This window comes from Rhizobium sp. 768_B6_N1_8 (assembly GCF_051811225.1).
GTDB lineage: Bacteria > Pseudomonadota > Alphaproteobacteria > Rhizobiales > Rhizobiaceae > Rhizobium.
Genome location: NZ_JBPWPV010000001.1, coordinates 2799837 through 2817979, shown reverse-complemented (window position 1 = coordinate 2817979; position 18143 = coordinate 2799837). Strand labels below are relative to the sequence as shown.

19 protein-coding genes are annotated in these 18143 nt (G+C 61.1%); 5 read left to right on the top strand and 14 right to left on the bottom strand.

The genetic code is table 11. The features are described 5' to 3' along the window. Window position 1: 1 nt before the first annotated feature. On the bottom strand, window positions 2-1966 hold the full coding sequence (locus AB8B33_RS14525; protein ID WP_310389364.1) for a methyl-accepting chemotaxis protein: 1965 nt from the start codon (window positions 1964-1966) through the stop codon (window positions 2-4). A 376-nt stretch (window positions 1967-2342) separates the two neighbouring features. Between AB8B33_RS14525 and AB8B33_RS14520 the strand changes: the two genes are divergently transcribed. Both AB8B33_RS14520 and AB8B33_RS14515 read left to right on the top strand, forming a co-directional pair. Further along, the gene (locus AB8B33_RS14520) at window positions 2343-2945 is read left to right on the top strand and encodes an SCO family protein (RefSeq protein WP_439015926.1); all 603 of its coding nucleotides are present in this window, start codon (window positions 2343-2345) and stop codon (window positions 2943-2945) included. 59 nt (window positions 2946-3004) lie between these two features. Then, complete coding sequence (locus AB8B33_RS14515; RefSeq protein ID WP_439015925.1) at window positions 3005-3883, top strand: 50S ribosomal protein L11 methyltransferase; 879 nt, start codon at window positions 3005-3007, stop codon at window positions 3881-3883. 169 nt (window positions 3884-4052) lie between these two features. On the opposite strand, the gene AB8B33_RS14510 is transcribed toward AB8B33_RS14515, so the two are convergent. Then, on the bottom strand, window positions 4053-4226 hold the full coding sequence (locus AB8B33_RS14510; protein ID WP_007814367.1) for a hypothetical protein: 174 nt from the start codon (window positions 4224-4226) through the stop codon (window positions 4053-4055). Window positions 4227-4504: 278 nt separating this feature from the next. Between AB8B33_RS14510 and AB8B33_RS14505 the strand changes: the two genes are divergently transcribed. Continuing rightward, complete coding sequence (locus tag AB8B33_RS14505) at window positions 4505-6340, top strand: aminopeptidase P family protein (RefSeq protein WP_439015924.1); 1836 nt, start codon at window positions 4505-4507, stop codon at window positions 6338-6340. Window positions 6341-6363: 23 nt separating this feature from the next. On the opposite strand, the gene AB8B33_RS14500 is transcribed toward AB8B33_RS14505, so the two are convergent. Both AB8B33_RS14500 and AB8B33_RS14495 read right to left on the bottom strand, forming a co-directional pair. Further along, window positions 6364-6672, bottom strand: a complete 309-nt coding sequence (locus AB8B33_RS14500) for an AzlD family protein (protein WP_439015923.1) — start codon at window positions 6670-6672, stop codon at window positions 6364-6366. A gap of 1 nt (window position 6673) precedes the next feature. Beyond that, a complete protein-coding gene (locus AB8B33_RS14495) occupies window positions 6674-7405 on the bottom strand; it encodes an AzlC family ABC transporter permease (protein WP_113324951.1) in 732 nt (243 codons plus the stop codon). A 134-nt stretch (window positions 7406-7539) separates the two neighbouring features. Between AB8B33_RS14495 and AB8B33_RS14490 the strand changes: the two genes are divergently transcribed. Next, complete coding sequence (locus tag AB8B33_RS14490) at window positions 7540-7791, top strand: DUF2164 domain-containing protein (RefSeq protein WP_439015921.1); 252 nt, start codon at window positions 7540-7542, stop codon at window positions 7789-7791. Here AB8B33_RS14490 and pncA read toward each other — a convergent pair whose 3' ends face one another. The 5 genes from pncA to AB8B33_RS14465 form a co-directional block, all read right to left on the bottom strand. Beyond that, the gene (gene pncA, locus AB8B33_RS14485) at window positions 7792-8418 is read right to left on the bottom strand and encodes a bifunctional nicotinamidase/pyrazinamidase (protein ID WP_439015920.1); all 627 of its coding nucleotides are present in this window, start codon (window positions 8416-8418) and stop codon (window positions 7792-7794) included. It abuts the gene before it with no gap. Between the two features lie 207 nt (window positions 8419-8625). After that, complete coding sequence (locus AB8B33_RS14480) at window positions 8626-9135, bottom strand: GNAT family N-acetyltransferase (protein ID WP_439015919.1); 510 nt, start codon at window positions 9133-9135, stop codon at window positions 8626-8628. Then, window positions 9132-9473, bottom strand: coding sequence for a hypothetical protein (locus AB8B33_RS14475; RefSeq protein WP_439015918.1), 342 nt, complete (start codon window positions 9471-9473; stop codon window positions 9132-9134). The genes AB8B33_RS14480 and AB8B33_RS14475 overlap by 4 nt, the downstream gene beginning before the upstream one ends. A 120-nt stretch (window positions 9474-9593) precedes the next feature. Beyond that, window positions 9594-10106, bottom strand: a complete 513-nt coding sequence (locus AB8B33_RS14470; protein WP_439015917.1) for a hypothetical protein — start codon at window positions 10104-10106, stop codon at window positions 9594-9596. Between the two features lie 161 nt (window positions 10107-10267). Beyond that, a complete protein-coding gene (locus AB8B33_RS14465) occupies window positions 10268-12760 on the bottom strand; it encodes an ATP-dependent helicase (RefSeq protein ID WP_439015916.1) in 2493 nt (830 codons plus the stop codon). 172 nt (window positions 12761-12932) lie between these two features. On the opposite strand from AB8B33_RS14465, the gene AB8B33_RS14460 reads away from it, so the two are divergent. Next, a complete protein-coding gene (locus AB8B33_RS14460; protein ID WP_439015915.1) occupies window positions 12933-13202 on the top strand; it encodes a hypothetical protein in 270 nt (89 codons plus the stop codon). A 9-nt stretch (window positions 13203-13211) separates the two neighbouring features. Here AB8B33_RS14460 and AB8B33_RS14455 read toward each other — a convergent pair whose 3' ends face one another. The 5 genes from AB8B33_RS14455 to AB8B33_RS14435 all read right to left on the bottom strand — a co-directional run bounded on the left by AB8B33_RS14455 (window position 13212) and on the right by AB8B33_RS14435 (window position 18116). Then, window positions 13212-13889 carry a YoaK family protein gene (locus tag AB8B33_RS14455; protein WP_439015914.1) on the bottom strand — a complete coding sequence of 226 codons (678 nt, stop codon included), beginning with the start codon at window positions 13887-13889 and terminating at the stop codon, window positions 13212-13214. 27 nt (window positions 13890-13916) lie between these two features. Next, the gene (locus tag AB8B33_RS14450; RefSeq protein ID WP_439015913.1) at window positions 13917-14798 is read right to left on the bottom strand and encodes a glyoxalase; all 882 of its coding nucleotides are present in this window, start codon (window positions 14796-14798) and stop codon (window positions 13917-13919) included. A 40-nt stretch (window positions 14799-14838) separates the two neighbouring features. After that, the gene (locus tag AB8B33_RS14445) at window positions 14839-15660 is read right to left on the bottom strand and encodes an alpha/beta fold hydrolase (protein WP_439015912.1); all 822 of its coding nucleotides are present in this window, start codon (window positions 15658-15660) and stop codon (window positions 14839-14841) included. A 129-nt stretch (window positions 15661-15789) separates the two neighbouring features. Continuing rightward, entirely contained in the window at window positions 15790-16218 is a 429-nt protein-coding gene (locus AB8B33_RS14440; RefSeq protein WP_439015911.1) for a DoxX family protein, read from the bottom strand. Window positions 16219-16229: 11 nt separating this feature from the next. Then, complete coding sequence (locus AB8B33_RS14435) at window positions 16230-18116, bottom strand: amidohydrolase (RefSeq protein ID WP_439015910.1); 1887 nt, start codon at window positions 18114-18116, stop codon at window positions 16230-16232. Window positions 18117-18143: the final 27 nt, after the last annotated feature.

Sequence of the window (18143 nt, the reverse complement as noted above, 5' to 3'; positions counted from 1 at the left end):
GTCAGAATTCTTCCCAGTTGTCTCCGGCCGGAGAGGCGAGTGTCCTGGCGGCGCCGCCGCCTGTGAATGCGCCCGCGACCTTGCCCATGAGGCGCCGTGCGGGTGAAGGTTTCGGATGCGAGGCTGCGGGGGCTTCTCGCGGCGTTTGACGGGCGCTCATGCCCTCGCCGATATTGAACTGCCGAACCAGCTGCGTCAGGTTTTCCGCATCGGTTGCGAGAGTGTGGCTGGCGGCGTTCGTTTCTTCCACCATGGCCGCATTCTTCTGCGTCACCTGATCCATCTGGCTGATGGCTGTATTGATCTCGTTCAGTCCGACTGATTGTTCGCGCGCAGAGGTTACGATTGATTTAACATGACCGTCGATACGCAGAACATCTTCGCCGATCTGGCGCAAAGCCTCGCCGGCAGCCGTCACTAATTCGCCGCCGATCTTAACTTCGGCGCCGGATTTTCCGATCAAGGTCTTGATATCCTTGGCTGCTCCTGCTGCGCGGCCGGCAAGTTCGCGAACTTCCTGTGCAACGACCGCAAAGCCCTTGCCGGCTTCGCCGGCACGCGCGGCCTCGACGCCGGCGTTGAGTGCCAGCAGATTCGTCTGGAAGGCAATCTCGTCAATGACGTTGATGATCGTGCCGATCTCGCGGGAGGCGCCTTCGATTCGCTCCATCGCGGCCATCGCATCGCCGACGATGGCGTCGGATTTCTCGGTATTCTGGCGAGTATGAGCGACCATGTTGCCGACTTCCTCGGCGCGGCTGGTGGCGTTACGGACGGTAGCGGTGATCTCGTCCAGCGCCGCTGAGGTCTCTTCCAGCGAGGCGGCCTGTTGCTCTGTGCGCTTGGCAAGGTCGTCGGCGGCGGCGCGCATCTGGTGGCTGTTGGCCTGGATGGACGTGCTGTTCAGGGCTATATCGCCCATCGCCTGACGCAGGCGTAGGGCCGTCTGGTTGAAATCCTGACGCAGCCTTTCCAGCTCGTCGCGGAAGGGCTGGTCGATGCTCGCTGTCAGGTCGCCGTTGGCAAGGCGGGTGAGGCCCTGAGCGAGCGCCGTGACGGTGGTGTTCAGCGCTTCCGTATCGGCAAGCTTGGCAGATTCGCGCTCGCGGCGTTCGGCATCGCTGCGCTGGCGGTCGGTCTCGGTGCGGGCTTCCAGATCGATCTTTTCGATGGCTGCAAGGCGGAAGCTTTCGGCGGCACGGGCCATTTCGCCGATCTCGTCGCCGCGTTCCTTGCCGGCGACGTTGCTTGCCAGGTCGCCGTTCAAGATGCGCAGCATGCTTTCGCGCACGGTGACGATGCCGCGGCGGATGGAGCCACCATGGATATATTGCAGCGCAGCCATTGTGAGGATGGCGATGACGCCAAGCGCGATCTGGATGACAAGCGAGCTGCGGGAGGTCTCGTTGGCGCTTTCGATGCGCTTGCGGGCAACGACGGTGCCGTCACTGGCGAACTTGTCGAGGGTGGCGGCGAGCTTTTCGCCTTCAGAGTCGATGCGATCGTCGATCTTGTCGAATTCGGCATCGGACGCGCCTTGTTCGACGAGCGCCTTGAGATCCACCTGAATGGCCTGGCGAAGTGCGCCGACATCGGAATCGTAGCTCTTCAGCAGGTCGCCGGCCTTTAGCTCCTCGGCGATCATGCCTATTTCCTTCGAGCCGCTGGAGAGGGTTGCCAGCGAATCGGCAACGATCTTCAGGCGGTCGGGCTGGATGATCTTCTCTTCCCGGTCGACGATCGAGTCCATGGCGGCGAGAACCAGCGTCAGATTGGCGACGCGCATGTCGTTGATGATGTCGATGCTCTGCTGGATCTCGTCGGCGCGGCGCAGGCCGGTATCGACCTGCGTGTTCTCGTACCAGCCGATGCCGAGCATCGAGCCGAAGCCGATGAGAGCAGCCCCGCCGAGCGTCCAGAGCCGCTGGCCGACCGAAAGGTTTCTGCGAACCGTCGAATTTGTCATAAAGCCACCCTCCGCCCCAGGCGGTTTTTAGTTCCCTCGATTTTATGCTGATCCGGTTCATGCTCCGGCCGACATCATGTCGGAACAGCGCCGAAGCACTGTGTGCATTACTAAATATAGATATCCGCAATTAAGCCTTTCCTAACGATGTATTTCTTCGGGTTGCTTCGAGGCCTCCGCGGCAAGCCGTTAGAAAGGTGCGATAATTCGTCTTTGTACGACTATTTCGCAGGACGTTTGCCCGCATCTGGCATTCATCAAGGTGGGGCAATTAATCACGGGTGAGAAAACGCATTCTTGAATTGCGCGCTTGCGATCGCGACTATAATCACACGGGCGAGACGGATGGGGGCATCCGCGCATCGAGGAAAGTACCATGAAGAATTTCCGTATCGCCGTCTGGATCGCAGTGCTGCTGCTTGCCGGCGTGCTCGGCTGGTTCACGCTAGACCAGAGCCGGACGAGGGAAGTGGTGGCCGAGGGGCCATTCGGCGTTCCGTTCACGCTGGTATCGCAGAGTGGCCAGCCGATCACGGAGCAGGCCCTGCGCGGTAGGCCGACGGCCCTGTTCTTCGGCTTTACGCATTGCCCCGAAGTCTGCCCGACGACGCTCTTCGAGCTCAACGGCTGGATGGAGAAGGTCGATCCGGAGGGTAACAAGCTGCAGGCCTATTTCGTGACCGTCGATCCCGAGCGCGATACGCCCGAGATCATGAACGAGTACGTCTCCAACGTTTCCAAGCGCATTACGGGCATTTCTGGCCCGCCGGACAAGATCGCCGACGTCATCAAGGGCTTCCGCGTCTATGCCAAGAAGGTGCCTGTGGACGAGAACAATCCTGACGGAGATTACACGATGGACCATACGGCCTCGGTCTTCCTGCTCGATTCGGAAGGGCGTTTTTCGGGAACGATCTCCTATGGCGAAAACCCCGATACGGCGATAAAGAAGCTTGAGAATCTCGTCGCCAAGGGATGACCGGCAGCTGAAAGCATCGCAACCGGTGGCGGGCGACGCAACCGGAAAGATTGCCTATCGTGAGTGAAATCCGCCTTTACGTGTCGACGACTGAAAAGCAGGCCGAGGAAATCCTCGACCTTCTGAGCGAGGTCTTCGGCGAAGAAGATTTTGCCATCGGCACGACCGAGATCGACGAGAAGAAAGATATCTGGGAAGCCTCCGTCTACATGATGGCGGAGGACGAGGCCGATGTACGCTCCCGCGTCGAAGAGGCGTTGGCGCAGGCATTTCCCGATGCGGCGCTGTCGCGTGAGGTCATTCCTGACGTGGACTGGGTGACGAAATCGCTTGAAGGGCTGAAGCCCGTCCGGGCAGGGCGCTTCCTCGTGCATGGCTCGCATGACCGCGACAAGGTGCGCATGGGGGACATTGCCATCGAGATCGATGCCGGCCAGGCTTTCGGCACCGGCCATCACGGCACGACGGCCGGCTGCCTGGAGGTGATCGACCGGGTGGTTCGGGCACGCAAGGTGCGCAATGCGCTGGACCTTGGTACCGGCAGCGGCGTGCTGGCGATTGCGGTGCGCAAGCTGCGCAACATTCCGGTGCTCGCAACCGATATCGACCCGATCGCCGTTCGTGTCGCGGCTGAAAATGTCCGTCGCAACGGCATTGCCAGCGGCATCAGAACGGTGACTGCACCGGGCTTCCACTCGACTGCCTTTTCCGAGAACGGACCTTTCGACCTCATCATCGCCAATATTCTGGCGCGGCCGCTGATCAGAATGGCGCCGCAGCTCGTCACCAATCTGGCGCCGGGTGGATCGGTGATCCTGTCCGGCATCCTTGCCAGCCAGCGCTGGAAGGTGATTGCCGCCTATAATGGCGCGAAGCTTCGCCACGTGCGCACGATCTGGCGCAATGGCTGGGTGACGATCCATCTCGATCGTCCGTAATCTCGGGGAATTCCGAACAAGAAAAAGGCGGTGCCAGAGGCACCGCCTTGGACCGGCATTTAAATCCGGTCTTGCCCGCGAGCTCGAAGGAGGAGGATGCTCAAGCGGGCACTACTGCATTCCGATAGGCCTGTCCGGTGGAGGGAGGAGGATCGGAAGGGCTTTAAGCTCAGAATGCGTAGCTCGGTGCGCCCTTGTGGCGCGTGGAACGCTGGCCTGCTGCGAGCACCTTGAGGCTATCCTCATTCTGCGGGCGGCGGGCGCCAATGACGTGACGCACAGTCTGGCGTTCGCCAGCCTGTACCGGGCTGCTGTAAGCGAAGCGCGAGAGAGAGGCGGTCATTTCAAAAAATCCTTTGTTGATGGTTCGTCGTGAACCGTTCGATGCGCTCTATATAGCTATTCCGTCATGCGGTGGCAGAGGGTTTGTTTCATTGCAGCCATGCGCGTAATGCATGAAGCGTGCCAGTTTCCCACATCGAGACACATTTCTGCCAAATTATTGGGCTGCCGCTACCTTCCAGGCGCTTCGCGTCGCTTTTTCTCCCCAATGACTGAAAATTCGCTAACATGGCCGCTATCCCATTAACCGGATTCGTTTCATTCATTCGGGTTTCCAGCATGTTCCAGTCTTTCGAAGTCACCTCCACGCCGCAGTTCGGCAGGGAACGGGTTTCCGCACTGCGCGCCAGTTTCGATGCGCTCGGCATCGATGCTTTCCTCGTGCCGCGCGCCGATGAATATAACGGCGAGTACGTGCCTGCCTGTGCGGAGCGGCTCTCCTGGCTGACGGGCTTCACCGGCTCTGCGGGCATTGCGCTGATCACCCGGACGGAAGCGATCGTCTATGTCGACGGGCGCTACGTGACGCAGCTTGCCGAGCAGGTGGACGGTTCCGTCTTTACCGGCGGCGATCTGGTCAACGAGCCGCCGCATGTCTGGCTGCCTGCGCATGGCAAGAAAGGGCTGAAGCTCGGCATCGATCCGTGGCTGCATTCGGGTGCCGACGTGCGCAAGCTCGAAAAGGCGCTGTCGGAGATCGGTGGCGTACTGGTTTTCCTGCCGCACAATCCGCTCGACAAGCTCTGGGCAGACCGGCCGGCGGAACCGCTTGGGTCGGTCACCATCCAGAACGTGGCGCAGGCCGGTATTCTCGCTAAGGACAAGATCGCCACCATTGCCACCGATCTCGCCAAGAAGAACCTGAGGGCGGTACTGATCGCCGATCCGTCTTCCATTGCTTGGATCTTCAACATCCGCGGCGCCGACGTGCCGCACACGCCGCATCCGCTGGCGCGCGCCATCATCCATGCCGACGGCAAGGCGGAGATCTTCCTCGACAAGCGCAAGACCGGCATCGAGCCGGAAGCCTATCTCGCGCAGATCGCCACCCAGCTTGCGCCCTCGCTCCTGGATGAAAAGCTTGCTGCGGTTGCCAAGGATGGCGGCCGCATTCTCATCGATCCCGATATCGCCTCCTATGCGCTCGCCGAGATCATCCGCAAGGCTGGCGGCGAGGTGGTTGAGGGCGTCGATCCGGCAAAGCTGCCGCGAGCTGTGAAGAACAGCGTCGAGATCAATGGCTCGGCCGCCGCCCATCTGCAGGATGGTGCAGCCATGGCGGAATTCCTCTACTGGCTGTCGCAGAGCAAGCCAGGCACGATCACCGAAATTGGCGCCGCCGAACGGCTGGAAGCGGCTCGCGCAAAGCTGGGTCAGAGCATGCAGAACCCGCTGAAGGATATTTCCTTCGACACGATCTCGGGTGCCGGCGAACATGCGGCCATCATGCACTACCGGGTGACGACGGCGACCGACCGGCATATCCAGCCGGGCGAACTCTTCCTGATCGATTCCGGCGCGCAATATATCAACGGCACGACCGATATCACCCGCACTGTCGGCATCGGTGCTGTCGGCGAAGAGCACAAGCGCTTCTTCACACTGGTGCTGAAGGGCATGATCCAGATCAGCACGGCGCGTTTCCCGAAGGGCACGCGCGGCTGCGATCTCGATCCGCTGGCGCGTATCGCGCTATGGCGGGCAGGGGCCGATTTTGCGCATGGCACGGGCCATGGTGTGGGCTCCTATCTCTCGGTTCACGAGGGGCCGCAGCGCATTTCGCGGCTTTCGACGCAGGAACTGCTGCCGGGCATGATCCTGTCCAACGAGCCGGGTTACTATCGGCCTGGCCATTTCGGCATCCGCATCGAGAACCTGATCTATGTGCGGGAAGCCGAAGCGATCGACGGCGGCGACCTGCCGATGCTCGGCTTCGAGACGCTGACCTTCTGCCCGATCGATCGCAACATCGTCATCCCCGAATTGCTGACGCATGACGAGCTGCACTGGTTCAACGAATACCACCGCCAGACGCGCGAGGCGCTGATGCCGCTGATCCACGACCATGACGTCAAGGCATGGCTGGAGAATGCGACGTTGCCGTTGGAATACTGAGCGGCCGGATATCCGGCCCTCGGTTAGAAACCGATCGTGTGCCGCCAGATCATCACGATGATCCAGGCGGCCACGAGCATCCAGGTGTGCGAGAAGCGCAGACCGATGATGAGGGCGATTACGAGCGCCAGTTTCGAACCCCAACCACCGATGAAGAAGGCGGGGGCGACTAGCGTCGTCAGGACCGCGGCCGGCACGGCATTCAATGCCGCTTCCATGCGCGGCGGAATACGCTTCATCTTGGTGATCATGATGTAGCCGCCGATGCGGGTCGCGAAGGTCGCGGCTGCTGCGGCGAGGATCACGAGAGCCATGTGGAGATCGAATTCCATCTCAGACCTCGTGGTTTTCGGTGTTGAGGGCGTCGGCTTCGAGATCCGGCTCCTCCGCGGGAAGGGGCAAGAGGGCGGCAAGCAGGATGCCGGCTGCAGCACCGAGGCTCACATGCCAGGGGGAACCCACGAAATGATAGGCGATGACCGAGGCGACGGCGCTCGTCAGCGCCACAGCCAGGAAGTTGTCACGCTTGCGGAAGCCGAGCACGATAGCGAGGAAATAGGCCGGCAGCAGGATATCGAGGCCGATCGTCTTCGGATCGCCAATGAGGGATCCGAGCATGCCGCCGATCAGGCTGATCATGACCCAGGGAATGTAAATGATGATGCCGAAGCCGAGATACCAGGTGAAGGTAACGGGCTGACCTGCCTCACCGCGTCTGACGGTCTCGGCAAATTGCGGATCGACCAGCAGGAAGAAGGTGAAGAACTTCTGGATCGCCGTGAAATGCCTGATGTAGCGGGCAATCGCTGCCGAATAGAGCACGTGGCGGAAGTTGACCGCGAGGATCGACAGCACGATCACCCAAGCCTGCACATTGTGGCCGAAAAGCTCGATGCCGACCAGCTGACTGGCGCCGGCATAGACGGTGGCGCTCATGAAGGTGAGTTCGGAGAGCGACATGCCCTGCTCGGCGGCAAGCGCGCCGAACAGTGCTCCGAAGGGGGCAGAAGCGAGCGCCACGGCAAAGCCGCCCCGCAAACCTTCGACAAAGTCGGCGCGATTCATGGGATTAGGTCCTGTTGGAATTGAAATTTCCCTCTATGGTGTCTCACCTGCTGCGGCAATTGAATTTCCTTGATTCACCAATCGATTTTGCTGAAGCGTTACCGGTTTACGTCACCGGCAAGGCGAGGGAGACAATGAAAAAGATCGAATTTACAAAAGAGGAAAAAGCGGAAATCGTTTCGCGCATCCGGCAATATTTCGACCGCGAACTCGATCCGATCGGCGCGCTGCCGGCGGAATTCCTGCTCGACTTCTTCTCCGAGCATATCGGACCCTATTTCTATAACCGCGGCTTGAGGGATGCCCACGCCGCCTTCCTGAAGAAGATGGAGGATTTCGGAGAGGAGATCTATCTCTTGGAGCGCGAGGGCGAGAAAAACGGCTAATTAGGCAGCCAGAATATCGGCGCTGTTGGCGATCTCAATGCCGTTCTGGCGCATCTCGTCGATGGCTGCGGCGACACCTTCGGGCGTTATGCCCCGGCTCGCGTCCTCGATGAAGCGGACCTTGACGCCAGGGATCAGCTCCAGCGCATCGAGCGCAGAGAATTTTACGCAATAATCCGTCGCAAGCCCGCAGACGTCGAGTTCGGTGACGCCCTGATCCACCAGGAAATCGGCAAGGCCGGTCACGGCATACTGATCGTTGTCGCGGAAGGCGGAGTAGCTGTCGACGTTCTTGTTTTCGCCCTTCTGCTGGATGAGATCGATTTGGGCAGCGTGGAGCTCGGGGTGCAGCTCGGCGTCGCGCGTATATTGCACGCAGTGATCCGGCCACAACATCTGCGGCTTGCCGGAGAGTTCGCCCATTTCGAAGGGGTTCTTGTCGGGATGGGAGGAGGCGAAGCTTCCGTGGTCCGCCGGGTGCCAGTCCTGTGAGGCGACTATGAGATCGTATTTGCCGCTGTCGATGAGGCTGTTGGCGACGGGAACGACTTCATGGCCATCCAGAACCGGCAGGTTGCCTCCGGGACAGAAGCCATTCTGAATATCGACCAGCAGCAACGCCTTCATCAAGCTATCCCTTACGCATTCCGCGTCGCAAAATGCCGACCAGTGCCAGCACAATCAACTAGTGGATTTCCGGGGGGCAGGGCGCAAGTGCTATTTCTCGTATCGAGAGTGGCAAATGGCTGCATCAACGTATTTTTCTGTTGCCGTTCGCGTTATACGCGAAAGCGGCAAGTATTTCGCGTTTTATATTAGGACTTATGCATGCAGCTATGGAGCCGGATGCCTGAAGACCAGATCATCGGCATCACCCTCCTGGCGCGCCGCCTTTATATCCGGCACGGCGCCCAGCCGCTCGGCGAGCCGGATCGACCTCACATTGGGAGGAGCAATATAGCTCACCAGGGTCTTCAGGCCACGCACCGTAAAGGCCCAGTGGCGCAAGGCAACGGCTGCCTCATAGGCGTAACCCTTGCCCTCGGCTTGCGAATAGACCAGCCAGCCTAGTTCCTTCTCGGGAAAAAGCGGACCGTGATTGATGCCGACCTGGCCGAGGCATTGTCCCGTGGCGCGATCCTCCATCATCAGGGCGCCGTGGCCCATCAGCTCCCATAAGGCGACGTCATGGCAGAACATGCCCCAGGCAGCCTTAGTCGAATGCGGACCGCCCATATAGAGCGCGCGATCGGAGATCATCAGCGCATGATAATCCGGCCAGTCTTCCATCACGGGAGGTCGAAGGATCAGGCGCTCGGTTTGAAGTGTTGGTATAACCGTCATCGGATGTCTCTTGTGTCGCTGGATCTGGCGTCGTTGGATCTGGTTCGAAGATATGCGGCTATCGCATCGGCGGTTCGAACCGACGCCTTGTGAATTGCACCGTTAACAGGTCCCAGCCCCATGTTTATGACGGTGATTTCGTCCAGATAAGCCGCGACGGCCTCCTGTGAGGCGCTCTGAAGAATGATGCCAGCGGCGTGGAGGAGATAGGAATCATATTCATCGGCTGCAGCAGTACGCCAGGCCGGATCGTCCGTTTGCCTGATACCAACAGGATCCCAATGATCCCACCCGATCTGGCGCAAGACGTTCATTTCGATTGTTGAATGATCAGTCATGCCGGCAACCTCTCCGATAAATCAAGCCAGCACAAGCGGCTAGCGAAGGGAGGTTGTCTCTGCGATTGAGGAAAGCGCATTGCCTGTTCAGCGAGGCTCCCCCGGCGGAGCCTCATTGCATCAGGCCGTCTGGTCGCTGTCGCCGGTGGCGACGGGCGAGGTGCCATAGGTCGTCTGGTATGCGCGAAGTGCGGTCTGCATGTCGGTGAGGACCTTGGCCATCAGGCCGCTGTCATCATCGTCACCGCCGGCCGCGGCAATTTTCTGCGGATCGGCGGCAAGAATTTCCGACGTTGTGAGCTTGCCATCGCCATTCGTATCAAGGGCAGAGAGTGCGCCCTTGGAGCCGTCACCCTTGGCATCGGTGCCAGACTGGCTGTCACTGTCATCGGTCTTCTGAAGCGAGAGCATGAGCGCCAGAATATCGGCTGCGATCTTCTGGACGACATCGGAGCCGGAGGAATCGTCATCGCCGGCGGACGTGGTACTGGCGGTCGAGGCGCTGGCTGTTGAGGATTGGGAAGCGGCGGCGAGCTCGTCTGCCGAGACGACGCCGTCACCGTTCTTGTCGAGTGGGTTGAGGGGGGCTTGATACTGGGTCAGCGTGCTGCCCAGGGCTGAAACACTGGTCACTTGAACCTCCTTTGAAGGTCTTGTGAAGCCTGCCTTTCATGGGCGGGCAATGACCGGGCTAGGCTGATTTGCGAGTCAGGTCAAAGCGGCGTTTTGTCATCTGGAGAAGCGCGTGCGGCTGGGCCTGTGATTCCTGGCGAAGCGCCAAGGCAGTGGAGCGGTCAGACCCGCTCCACAAACCCGTCGAGCACACGCTTCTGGCCGGCGCGGTCGAAGTCGATCGTCAGCTTGTTGCCTTCGATGCCTGATATGGAGCCGTTGCCGAACTTGATGTGGAAGACGCGGTCGCCGAGTGCGAAGCGCGAGGGTTCCGTAGAGGTGGATTTCGCCACCAGTTCGCCTTCGATGGTGCGGCCGCGCGGGCCGCTTTCACCGTAGCCGATGCGCTCCACGGCATGGCCGGAGCGGCTGCCCCAGTTGTCGCGGGTGGCGTCGGTCTTGTTTTGCTGGGCGCGTTTCCAGCCGGGCGTGGAATAGGAATTGGAGAAGGGATCGGCCTTGTCGAAGCGCGACTGGCCATAACCGCCGCCGCGGCCGTAGCCACCGTAATTCTGCTCCATCTCGGCGACTTCCACATGGGTCTCCGGCAGTTCGTCGAGGAAGCGCGAGGGAATGGTCGATTGCCAGAGACCGTGGATGCGGCGGTTGGAGACGAACCAGATGTGGCAGCGGTGTTTGGCGCGGGTGATGCCGACATAGGCAAGGCGACGTTCTTCTTCGAGGCCGGCGCGGCCGGATTCATCGAGGGAGCGCTGATGCGGGAAGAGGCCTTCCTCCCAGCCGGGCAGGAAGACGGTGTCGAACTCCAGGCCCTTGGCCGAATGCAGCGTCATGATGGAGACGGCATCGAGATTTTCGTTCGTCTCGGCATCCATGACAAGCGAGACGTGCTCCAGGAACCCCCGCAAGGATTCGAAGCTATCCATGGAGCGGATGAGTTCCTTGAGGTTTTCGAGGCGACCCGGCGCTTCCGCGCTCTTGTCGTTCTTCCACATATCGGTATAGCCGGACTCTTCGAGGATCTGCTCGGCAAGCTCGGTATGTGGTGTGTTTTCAAGCAGTTCCTGCCAGCGGCGGAAAGATTGAATCACATCGAAGAGGGCCTTGCGGGCCTTGGGCTTAAGTTCGTCCGTCTCGATCATATCGGCGGCGGCCGCGAGCATCGGGATGTCGCGGGCGCGGGCATAATCGTGGAGTGCGCGCACCGTCGTATCACCGAGGCCGCGCTTCGGCGTGTTGATGATGCGCTCGAAGGCGAGATCGTCGGCCGGCTGGGCGACGAGACGGAAATAGGCCATGGCATCGCGGATTTCGAGGCGCTCGTAGAAGCGCGGGCCGCCGATGACGCGGTAGTTCAGGCCGAGTGTCACGAACCGATCTTCGAATTCGCGCATCTGGAAGGAGGCGCGCACGAGGATCGCCATGTCGTTCAGCAGATGCTTCTTTCCGTCGGCATCGCCGCGCTGCAGGCGCTCGATCTCCTCGCCGATGGCACGCGCCTCTTCCTCCGAATCCCAGGAAGCGTGGACCTGCACCTTGACGTCGTCAGGATCGGAGCGATCGGTGAAAAGCGTCTTGCCGAGGCGGCCTTCATTGTGGGTGATGAGATGGGCGGCAGCACCGAGGATATGGGCCGTCGAGCGGTAATTGCGCTCAAGCTTGATGACCTTGGCGCCTGGAAAATCCTTTTCGAAGCGCAGGATATTGTCTACTTCCGCACCACGCCAGCCATAGATCGACTGGTCGTCGTCGCCGACGCAGCAGACATTCTGCGGCTCGCCCTTGGGGCGCTGGGCGAGAAGCCGCAGCCACATATATTGGGCGGTGTTGGTGTCCTGATACTCGTCTACGAGGATGAAGCGGAACTTCTGGTGATATTCCTTGAGCAGGTCCGGCTGTTTGCGGAATATCGCGATCGGATGCATCAGGAGATCGCCGAAGTCGCAGGCGTTCAGCGTCGAGAGGCGGTTCTGATAGGCGAAGTAGAGATCGCGGCCGCGGCCATTGGCGAAGGCGCGAGCGTCTCCCTCCGGAATATCGGCGGGGCCGAGACCTTTGTTCTTCCAGGTATCGATCATGCCGGCGAATTGCTTGGCCGGCCAGCGCTTGTCATCAAGGCCTTCGGCCTGGATGATCTGCTTGATGAGGCGGATCACATCGTCGGTATCGAGGATGGTGAAATCGGAACGCAGGCCGACGAGTTCGGCGTGGCGGCGCAGGAGCTTGACGCCGATCGAGTGGAAAGTGCCGAGCCAGGGCATGCCTTCGACGGCGCCGCCGACGAGAAGCGCGATACGCTCCTTCATCTCGCGGGCGGCCTTGTTGGTGAAGGTCACGGCGAGGATCTGCGAGGGGAAGGCGCGGCCGGTCTGAAGGATATGGGCAATGCGGGTGGTGAGTACGCGCGTCTTGCCCGTGCCTGCGCCCGCGAGCACGAGGACGGGGCCTTCGAGTGTCTCGACGGCTTCGCGCTGTTCCGGGTTGAGACCGCTGAGATAATCGGGGCGACCGCCATCGCGGGCCGCCATGGCGCGGGCAGCAATGCCGCCGCCGGCAGCGGGCGCCCTTGCGGGAGCAGCGGGCTGTTGCGGCTTGCGCGGCGCATCGCCCGGTTCTTCGTCGAAGAAGGGCATATCGTCGAAACTATTGCTCATGGCGCGTAATGTAGTGATTCGGGAAGGAAAGACCAGAAAAGATGTTCTGCTTTCATTCCCAGCGGCTGCGCTATCCTCAGCCGGTTTATTTGCCTGGTCGGGAAGCCTGCCCAGGAGTTGTGGTCCTCCTGGAGCTCAACTATGGTCTCGCGCCAACCATTGGGAGAGCCATATGCACGTCATCGCCATTCTTGCCAATCTGATCCTGCTGATCATCGTTGCTGCGCTGATCGCGGGGAATGGTTTGCCGGACAGTGGCGAGGGCCTCGGATTCTTTGTCGCTGCCATTGTGGCTCCCGTGTTGAGCACGATTGCCTTGCTGCGCCGCAATGGGTCGATTTCCGAACTCGTTTCGCTTGAGATCCGGGCGCGCAAGGCCACGCTGAGGCAACGTATTGCCGAGGCAGAGGCAAAGGCGGCCGGCAACGGCATCGGCCGCTAAGGGCTGCTCTCAAGCGGCCTGCGGGCCGGCAAAAGCCAAGCAGACCGAAACCAGCGCAAAGAGCGGCGGCAGGGCCAAGCACCAGACGCCAATGGTCGCAAAGAGCAAGGCGGCAAGGCCGCAGCCGAGGGCGAAGGCGAAAACGGCGACCGTCAAGCGCGACAGGCGCCCTTTCACGGTCTTTGTCTGATCGCCGAGGCTGCCATGGGCGAGGTCGCCGAGATCGATCATGATCTGCGTCGTCGTGCCGGTCATCAGCGTGCTCGGCGGTGAGGCGCCGAGATGGATGCGGTGAGCGGCGTTCTGGATCGCCATGGCGATGACGAGCAGCATGCCGGTCGCGACCAGCGGCAGGCCATCCGGATTGGTAAAGGGCGCAAGCCAGATGGCGCAGGCGCCGCCGGCAATCAGGAAGAGAAGCTTGATCACGAGCAGGATGCGCAAGCCCTTCTCATCGCCTGGCGGCACATTGTGGGTGAGGTAGCGCAGCAGAAGGATCGTCAGGCAGAACACCGGCAGCGCCAGCAACTTGGCGATGATGCCAGACGTGCCGTGAGTGAGCGCTGCGCCAAGCGTCACGAAGTTGCCGGTGACATGGGCGGGGAAGAGGCCGCCAAGCGCCAGGAAGCCGGCTGTATCAACATAGCCGCCGGTCAGGCTCAGGAGCACGGGCAGGGCTGGGCGCATTGTTTTTTCCTCTATGAATTCGTTTGCCTAGTGTGCCGCGACGGCGTGGATTTCGGCAATATAGCCGCCCGGGAATTCCACCATGGCGGCGCGGCGATCGCCGGACTGGTAGGGTTCGACGAGAATTTCAGCGCCGCTCTCCTTGGCTTTTTGAAGCGTCGCGTCAAGATCGGCGGTCTCGTAGCCAGTCATTTCGCGACCATAGGGGAAAGGCAGCTGGCCATCGGTGACGAGCACGGTCATGCGGCCGAAGACGGATTCGATGCGCAGGCGGTGAAAGGCCTTGTCCGGCAGGCCAATCTCGGTGCCGGGCGCCTTCTCATCGTCGGAGACGACCTTGCCATGCGAGAAGGCGAGAAAGGCATGGGTGAAGGCGGCCACGCGGTCGACGGACACGTAGACGCGGTTTTCCGGGATGGTCGTGAAGGCCGGATAGTTTGGCGTGGTCGTGTGCCAATAGAGCTGCATGTTGACACCGCCCGGCCACTGGATGACGGCATCGCGGCCGATCGGATCCGGGAAGGCGGAGACAATGACGTCGGCGCCGGCAGCCTTTGCCGCGGCTATGGCCTTGTCGAGATCGGTGACGAGATAGCCTGATCGTTCGGCGCCGAAGGGGTAGGGGATCGGCGTCTCGAAGCCGAAGAGCGAGATAGTACCGACGGGCGTCTGCAGAAGCTGCGACGTCGTGCTGCTCGGCGTCGGCGTAACGGTTGCCGTTACCTGCTTGGTGCTGGTGCCGCCGAAAGTGGCGAGGAAGCTTTTGGCGAAGGCGTCCACGTCGCCAGGAGCGACATAGACATGGGTCGTATCATATTGCGCGCCGACGCCGAATTGCGGCGAGGCGGCATAGGCCGGGGCACCGGCTAGGCCGAGAAGGGCAACAAGGGCTAACGATAGACGAAGCATTGCGTGATCTCCTTCGGCCTGGCCGGCCGCTACTCCCGGTTTACGCCTTGATGAAGGCGAGAACGTCGGCGTTGAACTTGTCGGCTTCGGTCTGGGCGAGGCCATGCGGGGCGCCCGGATAGACCTTCAGCGTGCCGTTCTTCAGAAGCTTGATGCCCTTTTCGGCGGCAGCCTGGATCGGCACGATCTGGTCGGCATCGCCATGGATGAGGAGCGCCGGAACGTCGATCTTCTTCAGGTCGTCGCTGTAATCGACCTCGGAGAATTCGCGGATGCAATCGTAGTGGCCTTTGATGCCTCCGGCCATGCCCATCAGCCAGAAGGTTTCGCGCAGGCCTTCATTGACCGTGGCGCCATCGCGGTTGAAGCCGTAGAAGGGCATGGTGAGGTCGCGGTAGAACTGCGAGCGGTCGCCGGCCGTGCCCTTGCGGATGCCGTCGAAGACTTCGATCGGCAAGCCTTCGGGATTGGCAGGCGTCTTCAGCATCAGCGGCGGAACGGCGCCGACGAGCACGACCTTGGCGACGCGGCTGGTGCCATGGCGGCCGATATAATGGGCGACTTCGCCGCCGCCGGTGGAATGGCCGATCATGATGAGGTTCTTCAGATCGAGCTTCTCGATGAGCTCGGCGAGGTCATCGGCATACTGGTCCATATTGTTGCCGTTCCACGGCTGCGAGGACTTGCCGTGGCCGCGGCGGTCGTGGGCGATGACGCGGTAGCCCTGCTGGGCGAAATAGAGCATCTGCACTTCCCATGCGTCGCCCGAGAGCGGCCAACCGTGGGAGAAGAGGATCGGCTGGCCGTTGCCCCAATCCTGATAGTAAATCGTCGTTCCGTCTTTGGTTGTGATCGTCGGCATTGAACTTGTCCTATGCTGAGGTTGGCAGGATCTACGCCCTGGGGGCGGATGGTTTGCACCGCGGTGCTGACAGGGTCAGGAAGCATTTTTGCAATGGTCAGCGGAAGTGATGCTTAGGTGCAGGTTGCCCTATGCTTTTTCCCTGAGATCGAGCCAGGCGACGAGCAGAAAACCGCCGACGAGGCCCAGATGTTCGAAGAAGGAATTGGCGGCCATGAAGCGTTCCATTCCATCAGGCAATTCCCAGAAACGCAGGGCGAGGAAGGTGGCCATCAGTGTGAAGCCACCGAGGGCGAGTGCGCCCAGCCAACGGAAAAAGCCGGTAAGAATCATGAGTGAGGCGACAAGCTCCAGGATGATGACGAATACCGCAAAGAGCGGGGCAGGCGAGAGACCGAAATGCGTCATCTCACCGATCGCGGCCGGAAAGTCCGTGAGCTTGTTGAGGCCGCCCTGCAGATAGGCGGCGCAGAGGCCGAGGTAGGCGATGAAGCGCATGAAGGCGGCGCCGAAAAGAGGGCGGGCGAGGGACGCAAATTGGATTTCAAGGGCATGCATGGCATCGATCCTCAGACGGCCCAGCAGGCGCAGCCGAGCGCACCCCAGAAGCTCTTGAGATCGGAGACCGGTGCCTTCGAACCCCAGGCATTGGCGTGGGCATGGCCGTGGACATTGCAATCATTGGCGCAGCCGCAGGCGGAAATCAGGTGGCGGCGCAACGAGTTCTTGCCGGCGCCCTCAGGCTCACCCCAGGCGGCATATCCACCGAAGGCGCGTACCGGCGACCAGTCCGGCATGGCGGGCGGAACCGGGTTATCATCGAGCTCGGCGAAGTGGCCCGCGCCATAGACGATCTTGCCGCCGACCATGGTCAGCTCCGACGTAAGGAAGGATATTTCCTCTTCGGCGCAGGCAAAGAAATCCTTGTCCGGCACGATGAGATCGGCGAACTGGCCTTTCTCGATGCGGCCCTTCTTGCCTTCCTCGTTGGAGAACCAGGTGACGTTTTCGGTCCACATGCGCAGCGCCGTTTCGCGGTCCAGGCAGTTCCGGCGCGGATAGATCGCCATGCCGCCGACGGTGCGGCCCGTGATCATCCAGGAGAGCGACACCCAGGGATTATAGGAGGCAACGCGGGTGGCATCGGTGCCGGCGGAAACCTTGACGCCTTTTTCCAGCATGCGGGCGACGGGTGGGGTGGCCTCGGCAGCCCCCACGCCGTAGCGCTCGACGAAATATTCGCCCTGATAGGCCATGCGGTGCTGCACGGCGATGCCGCCGCCGAGTGCGGCGATACGGTCGATCGACTGTTCGGAAATCGTCTCTGCATGGTCGAAGAACCAGTTAAGGCCTTCGAGCGGGATATCCTGATTGACTTTCTCGAAGACGTCGAGCGCGCGGCTGATCGTCTCGTCATAGGTGGCGTGCAGGCGCCAGGGCCAGCGGTTTTCGGCGAGTACGCGCACGACCTCTTCCAGCTCGCCTTCCATTTCCGGCGGCATATCGGGGCGCGGCTGGCGGAAATCCTCGAAATCGGCAGCGGAAAAGACCAGCATTTCGCCGGCGCCGTTGTGGCGGAAGTAATCTGTGCCCTGCTTGTATTTCACCGAAGCCGTCCAGTTCAGGAAGTCTTCCTTCTCCTGCTTGGGCTTCTGGGTGAAGAGATTATAGGCGAGGCGGACGGTCATCTGGCCGTCATCGGCAAGCTTCTGGATGACGGCATAGTCATCTGGATAGTTCTGGAAGCCGCCGCCGGCATCGATGACGCCTGTTACGCCGAGGCGGTTCAGCTCGCGCATGAAGTGGCGGGTGGAATTGACCTGATAGTCGAAGGGCAGTTTCGGACCCTTGGCGAGCGTCGAATAGAGAATACCGGCATTCGGTTTGGCAAGCAGCAGGCCGGTCGGGTTGCCTTGGGCATCGCGGGTGATCTCGCCACCGGGCGGGTTTGGCGTGTCCTTGGTATAGCCGACGGCGCGAAGGGCTGCGCCATTCAGCAGGGCACGATCATAGAGATGCAGGATGAAGACCGGGGTGTCGGGCGCAACCGCGTTGATCTCGTCGATGGTCGGCAGGCGCTTCTCGGTGAACTGATGCTCGGTGAAACCGCCGACGATTCGCACCCATTGCGGTGCAGGTGTGATCGCCACCTGGCGCTTCAGCATGTTCATCGCGTCTGCGAGCGAGCGCACGCCATCCCAGCGCAGCTCCATGTTGAAGTTCAGACCGCCCCTGACGACGTGCGTGTGGTTATCGATGAGGCCGGGAAGGACACGTTTGCCCTTGAGATCGACCACCTTGGTGTCCGGCCCCTTGAGCGCCATGATCTCGGCATCGTGGCCGACGGCGAGGAACCTGCCGTCCTTGACGGCAACGGCGCTGGCGGTCGGATTGGAGCGGTCGAGCGTGGTGATCAGCCCGTGATGCAGGATGAGGTCGGCGGTTGCGTTTTCCATAATCTTCGTCCTCGAGCGAGAGCAGGT